This window comes from Rhodanobacter sp. OK091 (assembly GCF_900142825.1).
Classification (GTDB): Bacteria; Pseudomonadota; Gammaproteobacteria; order Xanthomonadales; family Rhodanobacteraceae; genus Rhodanobacter.
On record NZ_FRCH01000002.1, the window covers coordinates 1,117,432 to 1,131,164 of the forward strand.

Consider the following 13,733-nt stretch of genomic DNA (forward strand, 5'->3'; position numbering starts at 1 on the left):
ACCCCCGCGCAAAATCCTGCGTCGCCGCTAGACTGTGCGACTCATTTCCAAGGATTGAAGCCGCATGTCGTCCGGTCACGCCAACCCCATCAAGGCGATCCTGCTCGCGCTGGGTGCGAACTTCGCCATCTTCGTGACCAAACTTTTTGCCGCGCTGGTCACCGGCTCTGGCGCGATGATGGCCGAAGCCGTGCACTCGCTTGCCGACTGCGGCAACCAGGGCCTGCTGCTGCTCGGCATACGTCAGGCCAAACGCCCGCCGTCCGACGAATTCCCGCTGGGCTGGGGCCGCGCGCTGTACTTCTGGTCGTTCCTCGTCGCGATCTTGCTGTTCAGCGTGGGCGGCATGTTCTCGATCTACGAAGGCATCCACAAGCTCACAAATCCCGAGCCCTTGAAATGGCCGTGGCTGGCGCTGGGCGTGCTGGTGTTCGGCATCGTCGTCGAAAGCATTTCGATGCGCGGCTGCCTGCAGGAAGTAAACAAGGCCCGCGGCACGCAAAACCTGTGGACATGGTTTCGCGAAACCCGCTCCAGCGAACTGCTGGTGATCTTCGGTGAAGACCTGGCGGCGCTGATCGGCCTGTGCCTGGCCACCCTCGCCGTGGGCGCCACCATGCTCACCGGCAACCTGATGTTCGATGCCGCCGGCACCATCGCCATCGGCGCCCTGCTGATCGTGGTGGCGGTACTGGTAGCGATCGAGGTCAAGGCTCTGCTGATCGGCCAGGGCGTGGAGCCGCGCCGCCGCGACGAGCTGATGGCCTTCCTGAAAAATCGCCCGGAAGTCGCCGACGTGCTGAACCTGATCACCTTGCAGATGGGACCTGACGTGATGGTGGCGGTGAAGGCGCGCATGGTTTCCGTCGATGGCGACCAACAGCTCATCGCGGCGATCAACACGGTGGAGGCTGCGATGAAGGCGGAGTTCGGCGACGTGCGCTGGAGTTTCTTCGAGCCGGATATTGCGGACTGAAAGGTCCAGTGACGCCCCGATCAACCGCCGTTCCGTCATTCCCGCTAAGCCTGCCCCGAGTGCTTTCGTCGAGGGGCGGGAACCCACTGTCTTTCGCGTAAAGCGGTAAGGCGCAAAGGCACTGGGTCCCGGATATCGCTTCGCGATTCCGGGATGACGAGCAAAGTCGGACCATGCCCCGATCAGCCGAATGCCGTTTCGATAGCGATGGCAAGCTAATGCGTTCGACCCGAGTGGTACCAACCCACACCGAGCTGCGTGCATCTCACATCGCCTGAACACACGCAGCTCTTATGCTTGCCGCAGCGAAACAGCGGGAAGCGTCATGCTCAAGAAGTCCTATCCCTACTACCTCGCCAACCAGCCGCAGCAGCCGAATACCGACTTGGTCGTACGGGACAAATACAGCGGCAAGGTCGCCACGCGGGTGGCCGTGCCGGATGCGCAAGCCACCGAAAAAGCGATTGCCGCCGCGGTGAAAGCCACGGCACCGATGCGCAACTTCAAGCCGTGGGCGCGCCAGGCCGTGCTGCAGCACTGCGCGCAGCGTTTCACCGAACGCCGCGACGAGCTGGCCGAGGCGTTGTGCATCGAGGCCGGCAAACCGATCAAGGATTCCGCCGGCGAGGTGACCCGGCTGATCGAGACGTTCCGCATCGCCGCGGAAGAAGCCGTGCGCATCAACGGCGAAACGCTGAATCTGGAACTGGCCGGCCGTCTGGACGGCTATCACGGCTACACGAAGCGCGTGCCGCTGGGGCCGGTGTCGTTCATCACCCCGTTCAATTTCCCGCTGAACCTGGTCGCGCACAAGGTCGCTCCCGCGATTGCCGCCGGCTGTCCGTTCGTGCTGAAGCCGGCGGAGAAGACTCCGATCGGTGCGCTGATCATCGGCGAGGTGCTGGCCGAAACCGATTTGCCGAAAGGCGCGTTCTCGATCCTCACCCTGGACGGCAAAGATGCGGCGGCTCTGGTCGAGGACGAGCGTTTCAAGCTGCTCTCCTTCACCGGAAGCCAGATTGGCTGGGAGCTGAAAGCGCGTGCCGGCCGCAAGAAGGTGGTGCTGGAACTGGGCGGCAACGCGGCCTGCATCGTCGATGCGGACCAGGGCCAGCATCTCGACCGCGTGGTCGAGCGGCTGGTGTTCGGTGCGTTCTACCAGTCAGGCCAGAGCTGCATCGGCGTGCAGCGCATCTATGCGCATGCCGACATCTACGAGGCGTTGAAGAAGAAGCTGGTCGCGGCCACCAAGAAGCTCAAGGCCGGCGATCCGAAAAAGAAGGACGTGTTCCTCGGGCCCATGATCGACGAAGCCGCGGCCACGCGCCTGCACGACTGGATCGTGGAGGCGAAAAAGGCCGGCGGCAGGATCCTGTGCGGCGGCGGGCGCAACGGCAACATGCTGGAGGCCACGCTGATGGAAAACGTGCCCGTCGACTCCAAGGCCAACCGCCAGGAGGCCTTCGGCCCGTTCGCCCTGCTAGCCCCGTTCAAGAAATTCGACGACGCGGTCGCCATGGTCAACGACTCCGACTACGGCCTGCAGGCCGGCATCTTCACTGACAGCCTCGATCATGCGATGCGCGCATGGAACGAACTGGAACAAGGCGGCGTCATCGTCAACGACATTCCCAGCTTTCGCGTGGACAACATGCCGTACGGCGGTGTCAAGCTGTCCGGCCTGGGCCGCGAAGGGGTTCGCTACGCGATCGAGGACATGACCGAGTTGCGCTTGATGGTCATGCGCGAGTCTTGAATGCCGCTGACGATAGGCGGCCGGCTCCTCATAGTGAACCGGGCCTCGTCGCCTGCACGTTCCAGCCCATCGCGTTGTACCAGCGGTAACGCGCGATGCCCGCATACTCGTGCAAGGCCAGGTCGGCCATGGCGAAGTTGTAAGACAACGGCCACCAGGACAGCACGCCGCTGACGTAATCGGCTCGCACCGGAGTGGCTTCGATGCCGAAGTGCGTGAAGTACAGCATGCTGCGACGCAGATGGAATCCGGACGACACCAGCAATACCCGGTCGGCGCCCCAGGACTTCAGCAGCGGGCCGCTGAACTGCGCGTTCTGCCAGGTGTTCATGCTGCGCGACTCCAGCAGCAGGTCGGCGGCATCGACGCCGAGCCGTTGCAGATTGCCGGCATAGGCTGCCGCCTCCGACTCGCCGAACCCGCGCGCATCGCCGCCGCTTACTTCGACCTTGCACGCATTGCCGCTCTGCCGGCAGGTGCGATACAGCGCTGCGGCTTCGCTGATGCGCCCGTACGCGAACAGGCTCGCTTCCACCTGTCCGCTGTTCGCTACCTGCACCGTGCTCGCACCCAGCAGCACGATCGCATTGCGCTGGCCCCAAGCGACCGGCGCCTGCGCGACGTAATCGGACTGCAACCGGGTCAGCAACCATGTCGGCAACGGCCCGCAGCCCGCCGCCAGCAGCAGGATCGCGGCCAGCGCCAGCAATGCGCGGCTGCAGCGCCGCCACTTCAGCAAAGCCAGCACGATCGCCAACAGAATCAGGATCAACAGTGTGTTCAGGATCATCAGGGCTCGGCAAAGGTCGGCAGGAAGGCCGTGATTATGCCGGTGTGCGGTGCACCCATGCGCCAGGGACGCCCAGGAGCCCCATGACAGATGTGCTGCCGCGCGAGTTTGGTTAGGCTGGCTCATCGTGCAGGGAGTACGCCATGACCACCCTCGTCTTCGTCCACGGCTGGAGCGTCACCAATACCTCGACCTACGGCCAGTTGCCGTCGCAACTGCAGCAGCAGGCTGCCGCCGCCGGCCTGTCGCTGACGCTGGCCGATATCTGGCTGTCCGAATACGTGAGTTTCGACGATGCCGTGACCATGCCCGACCTGGTGCGGGCGTTCGATCACGCGTTGCGCGACCTGCATCTGCTCGACGCCAGCTTCGCTTGCCTCACCCATTCCACCGGCGGGCCGGTGGTGCGCGAATGGCTACGTGCGCAGCGCGACAAGCCGGCCACACACAGCACCATCCGGCTCAGCCATCTGGTGATGCTGGCGCCGGCCAACTTCGGCTCCGCACTGGCGCAGCTAGGCAAGAGCGTGCTCGGGCGGCTCAAATCCATGTTTGCCGGCGTGGATCCAGGCCAGCGCATCCTCGACTGGCTGGAGCTGGGCAGCACCGAATCGCTGTCGCTCAACCTCGATCACATCCACAGCGACGATCCTGTCCTGAGTGGGCAATTCCAGTTCGTGCTGACCGGCGACCGTCCGGACCGCTCGCTGTATGACCACCTCAACAGCTACACCGGCGAGGATGGTTCCGACGGGGTGGTACGCATCGCCGCCGCCAACCTCAATGCCCACCACGCCGTGCTGTCGCCGCAGAATGGCGGCGCGCAAGCCGGTGTCGATACATTGGCTCTCAACCTCACCCGCAGTCCGCGCTGCGCGTTCAAGCTGATCGCCGGCGCGGCCCATTCGGGCGATGCCTACGGCATCATGGCCAGCGCGGCGCCGGTTACGGTACAGGCGATCGTGCGCTGCCTGCAGATTCGCAGCGCCACGGATTACGGCGCACTCTGCGACGCCTTCGACCAGGAAAACGCCGCGCGCGATGCGGACAAGGTGGAGCTGGAACCGGCCGGGCTGTTTTCTCCGCGCGTGCATATCCACGACCCGCGCAGCCTGCTGATCGTGCGGCTCACCGACGAGGCCGGCGAACCGCTGACCGGCGCCGGCTTCCTGCTCACCGCCGGCGTGCCGGCCAGCCCCGACCTGTTGCCGGACGGTTTCATGCTCGACCGCCAGGCCAATTCGAAGAACCGCACCACGATCTCGTTGTTCCTCGATCACAGCCTGCTGGCCGGCGACGCCCGTGTGGCCGATCCGCGCAACAGCCGCAAGACGCTGCGCGCGGCGGTCGACAGTCACCGCCCCTACGGCGCCGGCGTGCAGCCCACCGACCTTGGCGGTCTGGTGCATCACGCGCTGGCGAACAGCGCCGCCGGCGATGACCTGTTCGGCGTGCTCGCCCCGCACCAGACCACCGTGCTCGACGTGGTGCTGCCACGCAAGATCCACGAAGGCGTGTTCCGGCTGACCCGGCAACTGGCGCCGGAGGATTTCAGCGAGCCCGTGCCCGGCAACGTGATCGACTGAGCGATCCCGTATCATCACGTTCTGCACCGGCATGGTTAAGCCGCGCCGTGCACACTAGTTATTTCCTCGCGTCCGCCAACCCCTCCAGGCATGCAAAAGAAACCGATCTTCTTCGATCCCACCGGCCGACGAGCCATCCATGTCTCGCGGCTGGTGTTGATCGCCGGCGTGGTCAGCACACTGTTCGTGGTGGCATGCGCCATCAGCCTGTTCGTAGGACCGAGCATGGGTGGCCTGCTTCTTGGTGGACAAGGCAAGGCGCGACATGGACTGACCGGCGTGAAGGCCGCCGCGCCCGAGCTGCTGAAACCCGCGGCCAAGCTGGCTGCCGAAGTGCGCGCCCGCCAGAAACTGCTGCATCCATCGCGCGCGCACACCGGCAAAACCAATACGGCGCACACGCCGCCACTGTCGCTGGACAAGCCGGCCGGCCGGCCACTGGCGATCGGCTTCTACGTCAACTGGGATGACACCAGCTACCCCTCGCTGAAGCGCGCACTGCCCACGCTGGACTGGGTGATCCCGACCTGGATGAGCGTGAGCGGTCCCGACATGGCGCTGCATACCAGCATCGACGCCAAGGCACTCAACCTGATCCGCAAGCAGAAGCCGTCCACGCCGATCCTGCCGTTGCTGCAGAACGCGGTAGGCGGCAACTGGGACGGTGCGGGCCTGGCGCGCATGCTGGCCGATCCCGCCGTACGGCAGGCACGTATCGCACAGATCGTCGACTTCCTCGCTGCCAACCATTTCCAGGGCGTGACAGTCGACTTCGAGGAAGTCCCCGAGAGCTCGCACAAGAACTTCAAGGCGTTCCTGTCCGAACTCAACGAAGCGTTCGACCCGCACGGCTGGGGCATCGTGCTGTCGGTGCCGTTCGACGACGCGTCGTGGGATTACAAAGGCTACGCCGACATCGTCGATTTCGAACTGCTGATGGCTTACGACGAACACTGGGCCGGCAAGGATCCCGGCAGCATCGCCGGCCAGGACTGGTTCGAGCGCACGCTCGACAAGCGCATGAAGGTGCTCGATCCGGACCAGACCATCATCGCGATCGGCAGCTACGGCTATGACTGGTCGCACGGACAGAACGCCGAGACGCTGACCTTCCAGGACGCGATGGATCGCGCTGCGGATGCGCAGGCCGACATCGCGTTCGATCCGGATACGCAGAACCCGCACTTCTCCTACAGCGAGAATGACGGCAGCAAGCATCAGGTCTGGTTTCTCGACGGCGTCACCGCGTACAACCAGATCCATGCCGCCGACGATTACAAACCCTACGGCTACGCGCTGTGGCGATTGGGCGCGGAGGATCCGTCGATCTGGCCGGTGCTGGGCCGCAACTATGGCGCAGCGGCACCGGAGTCGTTGCATACGATCGGCCAGGGCGAGGACATCGACATCGAGGGTCAGGGCGAGGTGCTCGAGGTCGCCGCCGAACCCTCGCCCGGCGCACGCACCGTCGAAATGAACAAGGACGACGGCAGCATCGATGACGAAAACTACACGGCGCTGCCCAGCTCCTACGTGATCCAGCGCGCCGGCACGCTGCCGCACAAGATCGCGCTGACCTTCGACGACGGCCCCGATCCGGAGTGGACGCCGCAGATCCTCGACATCCTCAAGGCCAAGCATGTGCCGGCGACGTTTTTCATCATCGGCGCGAACGCCGAGATGTCGCCACGACTGGTGCAGCGTGAGGTCAACGAAGGCCATGACGTCGGCAACCACACCTTCACCCACCCCAACCTGGGCGACAGCCCGCCAGGCATCGTGGCACTGGAACTCAACGCCACCCAGCGGCTGTTCGAGGCGCTCACCGGACATTCGATGCGGCTGTTCCGCGCGCCCTACTTCGGCGACGCCGAACCGACCACCGCCGACGAACTGGTGCCGATCCAGATCGCGCAGAAGATGGGCTACCTCACGGTCGGCCTGCACATCGATCCGGACGACTGGCAACGACCGGGAACGGACCAGATCGTCAACAACGTACTGACCCAGATCGCCACCACCAATGCGGATCGCAAGGGTCAGGTGGTGCTGTTGCATGACAGTGGCGGCGAACGCTCGCAGACGGTGGCGGCGCTGCCGCGCATCATCGACGGCCTGCGTGCGCAAGGTTACGACTTCGTCACCGTGTCGACGCTGGCTGGCCTCACCCGTGAGCAGACCATGCCGCCGCTGGCGCCCGGCTCGCTGTCGCAATGGGCGGACCGTTTGGTCTTCCTCGCCCTGGGCTTGTTCGGTCATCTCATCCGCTGGCTGCTGACCGCGGCCATCACGCTGGGCGTGGCACGCCTGCTGCTGCTCGGCGGACTTGCCCTGTGGAACCGGGCGCGCGAGCGGCGACGCACGCTGCCTGTGCTCGGCGACAATCCGCCGCTGGTCTCTGTGCTGATCCCGGCTTACAACGAGGAGAAGGTGATTGCCAGCTCGATCCGGCAGATCCTCAAGAGCCGCTACGCGAACCTCGAGGTCATCGTGGTCGATGATGGTTCCGTCGACGCCACCTCGGCGGTGGTCAACCAGCATTACGCGCACGAGCCCCGCGTACGGCTCATCACCATTCCGAACGGCGGCAAGGCGCACGCGGTCAACACCGCACTGCACGCGTCGAAAGGTGCGGTGGTGGTCGCGCTCGATGCCGACACCCAGTTCGAGCCCGACACGATTCCGCGGCTGGTGCGCTGGTTTGCGGATCCTAAGGTCGGTGCGGTCGCTGGCAACGCCAAGGTCGGCAATCGGATCAACCTGATCACCTTGTGGCAGGCGCTGGAATACATCACCGCGCAGAACCTGGAGCGCCGCGCGCTGGCCGCACTCGGTGCGATCACCGTCGTCCCCGGCGCCGTCGGCGCCTGGCGGCGCGAAGCGCTGGAGCAGCTGGGCGGCTTCCCCGCCGACACGCTGGCCGAGGATCAGGACCTCACCATCGCCGTGCAGAAAGCCGGCTACCACACGCTGTTCGACAGCGAAGCGATCGCCTGGACCGAGGCGCCCGACAGCGCGCGTGGCCTCGCCCGCCAGCGCTTCCGCTGGGCCTACGGCACCTTGCAATGCCTGTGGAAACACCGCGACGCCACGTTCCGCCCACGCTACGGCGCGCTCGGCACGATCGCACTGCCGCAGGTATGGCTGTTCCAGATCGCGTTCTCGGTGGTATCGCCGCTGGTCGATCTGGTGCTGGTCTGGCAGATCGTCAGCACTTCCCTGGACTACTTCCAGCACCGCGGCCAGTTCAACGACGAAAACCTGATCAGGATGCTGATCTTCTACGCCGCCTTCATGGCCGTCGATCTCGCCGCGGCGGCACTCGCCTTCGCGATGGAGAAGAAGGAGCAGTGGAGCCTGCTGTGGTGGCTCGTGCTGCAGCGTTTCGGCTATCGCCAGCTGATGTATTACGTGGTGGTGCGTTCGGTGTGGACCGCCATCCGCGGACCGTCGGTAGGCTGGGGCCGGCAGGACCGCAAGGCGACGGTGAATGCCGCAGATGAAGCGGAACACTGAAGCACCGCGCAACATTGAGGCATGCAGATCGCGCAGTGATGCACCCGCCATCGCACCTCGCTGCGCTCAGCCGCCAGCCCGTAGCGCCCACATGCGCGAGATCGATTCGATAATCCGGCGTCATGTCGCATGAACTTTCGTTCACGACATGCCGGTTTTGAGCAGTGGATCAAATGCTGACACGGCGACGATTCTATCCTTGTCATCTTTCGTTGAGATAAAGGGCCGGGGGGCTTTCTCAACGTTACATCTGGTGGGGATCATATCGATGAATTTGAAAACCAAGTTCGCGGGCGGCTTGTTGCTTGCCTGCGCAGTCGTTGCTATTCCGGCACTCGCCGGCGTCTTGCCTGATCACGAGGAATTCGACGCCGCGCTGCAGGTACCGTTCCGCAGCACCGGAGCGCGTCCGGTCACGATGCATTTTTCCTATCCGGGAGCGACACCGGGAACACCGGTGGCGTGGGAAGTCACCTTGCTCGGCCGTGATGGCGGTGCGTTGCGCACATGGCAAGGCCACAGCACGATCGGCACCGGCAACACACAGGCACAGGTCCTGTGGGACGGCCTGGATCGCCACAGCAACGCAGTGCCTGTCGGCTACGTGACGGTACGGCTGCGCGCCGTTGCGCTGGATAGCGCCACCGCCGCACGCATCGGCACCGGCCAGCCCGACCAGGCACTGACGCTGGCGCAACAGCGGGCACCGGAGCTGATCGAAGAACAGCGCTACGACGTGTTGGTGGGTGCCGTCGCCGCACCGGTGATGCCGCACTTCCAGGCTCTGCACACACACACCAGCACTTCCACCAGCACCTCGGCGCTATCGCCGATGTCGGCGGTGAGCGCCGGCAGCCTGCCGTACACCATCTACTTCGGCAACCTGCACAGCCAGACCAATCACAGCGATGGCGGCGGCGTACTGTCCACCTGCACGGGCGCACAGAATCCGCAGAGCGCACCGTACGGTCCGGCCGATGCCTATCAGTACGCCTTGAACGAAGGCCTGGACATCCTGATGACGTCCGAGCACAACCACATGTACGACGGCTCCACCGGCACCAATACGTCAGCCAGTCCGACCACGGCGCACAACCTTTACCAGTCCGGCCTGCAGGCGGCCAGCACGTTCAACGCGGCGCACACAAATTTCCTGGCGGTCTACGGCCTGGAATGGGGTGTCATCAGCAACGGCGGCCACCTCAACATCTTCAATTCGCCCAGCTTGCTGGAATGGGAATACAACAGCTCCAACCAGCTGATCGGTGACGTGTTCACCGCCAAGAGCGACTACGGCTCTCTGTACACGCTGATGAAGGCGAACGGCTGGGTAGGCCAGTTCAACCATCCCGCCAGCAGTGGCCAGTTCAACGTCGGCGGAACGGATCTCGCCTACACCGCCGACGGCGACACGGTGATGGCGCTGGCCGAGGTGCTCAACAGCTCGGCGTTCTCCAGCAACACCACCGAGACGGAGACCAGCCGTACCAGCTATGAGCCGGCCTACAACATCCTGCTCGAACGCGGCTACCACGTGGCGCCGAGTTCCGATCAGGACAATCACTGCGCCAACTGGGGTGCCAGCTATACCAACCGCACCGGTGTGCTGATTCCCAACGGCACCACGCTCAGCCTGTCGGCATTCCTGGATGCCGTGCGCGCCCGCCATGTGTTCGCCACCGAAGACAAGACCGGCCAGATCGTGCTGACGGCGAACAGCCATGTGATGGGCGAGCGCTTCAGCAACAGCGGCCCGTTGACGCTCACCGTCAACTACGCCAGCAGCGCCGGCCACACCGTGCAGCGAGTGCAGGTGTTCGAAGGTGTGCCAGGCAGCAATGGCACCATCGCCACTACCTCGAGCACCGCTACCACCACCATCACGCCAGCCAACGGCGACCACTTCTATTACGCCAAGATCACCCAGGATGACGGCAAACAATTGTGGTCCGCGCCGGTGTGGGTCACCCAGGGTGCTGGCGGTGGCGACACCACGCCACCGACGGTGAGTGCCGCGGAGAGCGGCAGCAGCGGCACCATCACGCTATCGGCCAATGCCAGCGACAACGTGGGCGTCACCAAGGTGGAGTTCTATGTCGACAACGTGCTGAAGGCCACCTCGACCAGCTCGCCCTATCAGGCATCCATCGACTCCACCACCTTGAGCAACAGCGCGCACAGCCTGGTAGCCAAGGCCTATGACGCCGCCGGCAACGTGGGCACCAGCAGCGCGGTGAGCTTCAGCGTCTCGAACAGCACCGGCGGCGACACCACGCCACCGACAGTGAGCGCGTCCGAAAGCGGGAGTGCCGGCACCATCACGTTATCCGCCAATGCCACCGACAACGTGGGCGTCACCAAGGTGGAGTTCTATGTCGACAACGTGCTCAAGTCGACATCGACCGCCACGCCGTACCAGTCCACGCTGGATTCCACCACGCTGAGCAACAGCACGCACAGCCTGGTGGCCAAGGCTTATGACGCGGCCGGCAACGTGGGCACCAGCAGCGCGGTGAGCTTCAGCATCTCCAACAGCGGCGGCACCGCCACCGAGCTGGTGCAGAACAACAGCTTCGAAAGCGGCACCACGCCGTGGACGCAGACCAGCGGAGTGATCAACAACACCAGCAGCGAAGCGGCGCATACCGGCAGCTACAAAGCCTGGCTGGATGGCTACGGCAGCGCACACACGGACTACGTCCGCCAGCAGATCACCATCCCGGCCACCGCGACCAAGGCCACGCTGGATTTCTTCATGCATGTCGACACCGCCGAAACCACGACCAGCACGGCCTATGACACGCTCAGTGCGCAGGTAATTACCCCCGCCGGCAAGTACGTGACGCTGGCGACCTGGTCGAACCTCAACGCGGCAAGTGGCTATGTCGAACACACCGCGGACCTGTCGGCTTATATCGGCCAGACCATCCAGATCAACTTCTACGGCGTCGAAGACAGCTCCAACCAGACCTCGTTCGTGATCGACGACGTCAGCGTGAAAGCGCAGTAACAGCAAGCAACAGGCGGGAGTTCCATGATGAACTCCCGCCCTCTCCGTTTCCACTCGAACGCTAGTGCCGAAAGCCGCACAGGCGTTGCCGCGCACCGCATCGTCAGCCCTTTCAGAGAATTTCGCGGCAACTGATCGCCGCATGGCAGGAAATTCTTGCAGCCAAGCTGACGAAACAGTGCGCGGGGTTCGGGATGAAAAACCCATCGATCAGCACGCATACCCGCACAAAAAAAGGCCCTTGCCAGGCAAGGGCCTTTTCAACGCGGCTCGACATGGTTGACTCGTGTAGAACCCGGCAACCCGCTCCACTCAAGAACCGGAATAAGGCATCGCCTTGAATGTGTTGTCGGCGGCGCCAAAAATCACTGCAGGATGTGGCCGAACAAACGCCCACCCATCCTGTCGCAAACACTACTTCAGGATCAATTCCCGCGTCAGTTGGCTGCCCAGCAGCTCGCGCATCGATTCCCGATCCATGCTGGCCTTGTCCCGGCTGTCCATGGGACCCAGCACCTTGGTCGAAATGGCATCGGCTTCGTCGGTTCGATCGAGCGCGGCCATGTTCGGGAAGGCAATCGTCAGGATCAGGTCGGCATCCTGCGGCGTACGCGCCTGCGAACGGTAGACGGCGTAGCCGGTGATCAGCCCCGCCTTTTTCATCGCGTCCATGTTGGCCTTGTAAGGCCCGTCCAGGTATTTCATGTAGTTGTTGAACTGCCCTGGCTTGATCTTGATGAAGCTGACTTGCAAGACCTTACCTTCCTTGTAGGGCTTCGCCTCCTGCGCAAAAACCGACCCCATGACTGCGAACATCAGCATTGACACGAGAAGCATCGTGATACGTTTCACAATCTATCTCCTTGACAAATACTGCATGGATATGCAGTGCCGATCGACGCTACGCTCAGTGCTCACAAGCGTCAATCGACCGTTTGGCCACTGCATGCTTCGCGCCAAGTGAAGAGCGTCCGGCAAAAATATCGATCAGCTGTCGCGACGCAACCGCATCGTCAATCCTTTCAGAAAATTCCGCAGCAGCTGGTCGCCGCACAGCTTGAAATTCTTGTGGCCGGGCTGACGGAACAGCGCGCTGAGTTCCGGCTTGGAGACCGGGAAGCCGGCGTCGGCGAGGATCTGGTGCATGTCGACATCTTTCAGTTCGAACGCCACGCGCAACTTCTTCAACACCACGTTGTTGGTGACACGTTTCTCCACCGGGCGCGGCGGCAGGCTTTCGTCACGGCCACGGCGGTAGAACACCAGGCCATCGAGGAAATGCGCCAACACGGCGTTGCTGCATTCGACGTAGCCCGGCTCCTCGTCTTTCTTGAGGAACGCGTGCACGTCCTCCTTGGCGATAGGGAAATTCGCGTCGGCAAGATGAGTGATCTCCACCACCTTGCCATCGCTGAGGTCGAGCATGTAGCGGATGGCGCGCAGTACGTCGTTGTTGATCATGTCGTTCCGGTAAGTCTCGCTGAGGACGCCATGCTACCGCGCCACGCCCACGACGATTAACCCCGTTTGCATCATGTCTGCGTTTTATCGCTCACGGACCGGAGCATCGCGCCATGCCGTATCCGTTCCTTTTGCGTGATCACCCGTACCGGCGGTGGCCTGCGCCGAACGGTTAAGCCCTTGGTCTGTCTTCCGGAAGAGGCTACATATGAGCACAAAATCACCGGACCATTACAATCAACGGCAACCGCAGCAAAGTGGAGCATGCGATGGCCAAAGGGTCGAGCGCTGCCATGGTGATTCAAGTAAAGGTCAAGCCCAATGCCCGAGCCAGTCTCATCGAGGAAACCACCGATGGCGTATGGCTTGCCCAACTGAAGTCGCAGCCCATTGACGGCAAGGCCAACGAAGAGTTGATTGCGTTGGTAGCCAAATGCTTCGGCTGTCCCAAATCCGCCGTATCCATCAAGAGCGGCGCCTCCGGCCGAATAAAGCGTGTTTGCATCCAGACCGCCTGACGTTTAGCTCGCAGAACGTGCCGATACGGACAAACTGCCAGCATCGGGATCATCGGCCGGCAAATCGAAGTCCTTGCTCAACGCCGCGATGCTCGCCTGCAATGAATCCAGCTGCCGTGC

At 63.4% G+C, this 13,733-nt stretch carries 9 protein-coding genes and 1 pseudogene; 6 read left to right on the plus strand and 4 right to left on the minus strand.

What is annotated here, in order from left to right; genetic code table 11:
• Positions 1 to 64 precede the first annotated feature (64 nt).
• Together BUA26_RS14345 and BUA26_RS14350 are read left to right on the plus strand one after the other, a co-directional pair.
• Entirely contained in the window at positions 65 to 976 is a 912-nt protein-coding gene (locus BUA26_RS14345) for a cation diffusion facilitator family transporter (RefSeq protein ID WP_072761474.1), read from the plus strand.
• Between the two features lie 325 nt (positions 977 to 1,301).
• Positions 1,302 to 2,732 (plus strand): aldehyde dehydrogenase family protein, encoded by a 1,431-nt coding sequence (locus BUA26_RS14350; RefSeq protein ID WP_072761475.1) that lies wholly within the window; start codon positions 1,302 to 1,304, stop codon positions 2,730 to 2,732.
• A gap of 28 nt (positions 2,733 to 2,760) precedes the next feature.
• On the opposite strand, the gene BUA26_RS14355 is transcribed toward BUA26_RS14350, so the two are convergent.
• Complete coding sequence (locus tag BUA26_RS14355) at positions 2,761 to 3,522, minus strand: YdcF family protein (protein ID WP_072761476.1); 762 nt, start codon at positions 3,520 to 3,522, stop codon at positions 2,761 to 2,763.
• A 143-nt stretch (positions 3,523 to 3,665) separates the two neighbouring features.
• On the opposite strand from BUA26_RS14355, the gene BUA26_RS14360 reads away from it, so the two are divergent.
• The 3 genes from BUA26_RS14360 (at position 3,666) to BUA26_RS14370 (ending at position 11,634) form a co-directional block, all read left to right on the plus strand.
• On the plus strand, positions 3,666 to 5,108 hold the full coding sequence (locus tag BUA26_RS14360) for a phospholipase (RefSeq protein ID WP_072761477.1): 1,443 nt from the start codon (positions 3,666 to 3,668) through the stop codon (positions 5,106 to 5,108).
• Positions 5,109 to 5,198: 90 nt separating this feature from the next.
• Positions 5,199 to 8,624, plus strand: a complete 3,426-nt coding sequence (locus BUA26_RS14365) for a glycosyltransferase (protein ID WP_072761478.1) — start codon at positions 5,199 to 5,201, stop codon at positions 8,622 to 8,624.
• 268 nt (positions 8,625 to 8,892) lie between these two features.
• The gene (locus tag BUA26_RS14370; RefSeq protein ID WP_072761479.1) at positions 8,893 to 11,634 is read left to right on the plus strand and encodes an Ig-like domain-containing protein; all 2,742 of its coding nucleotides are present in this window, start codon (positions 8,893 to 8,895) and stop codon (positions 11,632 to 11,634) included.
• Positions 11,635 to 11,729: 95 nt separating this feature from the next.
• Here the strand turns inward: BUA26_RS14370 and BUA26_RS20615 are convergent.
• From BUA26_RS20615 to BUA26_RS14380, 3 genes and pseudogenes are all read right to left on the minus strand, one after another.
• A pseudogene (locus BUA26_RS20615) lies at positions 11,730 to 11,828 on the minus strand (DUF1456 domain-containing protein); the annotation flags it as partial.
• A gap of 220 nt (positions 11,829 to 12,048) precedes the next feature.
• Positions 12,049 to 12,486 (minus strand): hypothetical protein, encoded by a 438-nt coding sequence (locus BUA26_RS14375; RefSeq protein ID WP_143154286.1) that lies wholly within the window; start codon positions 12,484 to 12,486, stop codon positions 12,049 to 12,051.
• 135 nt (positions 12,487 to 12,621) lie between these two features.
• The gene (locus tag BUA26_RS14380) at positions 12,622 to 13,095 is read right to left on the minus strand and encodes a YehS family protein (protein ID WP_072761481.1); all 474 of its coding nucleotides are present in this window, start codon (positions 13,093 to 13,095) and stop codon (positions 12,622 to 12,624) included.
• Between the two features lie 269 nt (positions 13,096 to 13,364).
• Here BUA26_RS14380 and BUA26_RS14385 point away from each other — a divergent pair, with 269 nt between their 5' ends.
• Positions 13,365 to 13,613, plus strand: coding sequence for a DUF167 domain-containing protein (locus BUA26_RS14385; protein WP_218587830.1), 249 nt, complete (start codon positions 13,365 to 13,367; stop codon positions 13,611 to 13,613).
• The last annotated feature ends 120 nt before the right edge of the window (positions 13,614 to 13,733 follow it).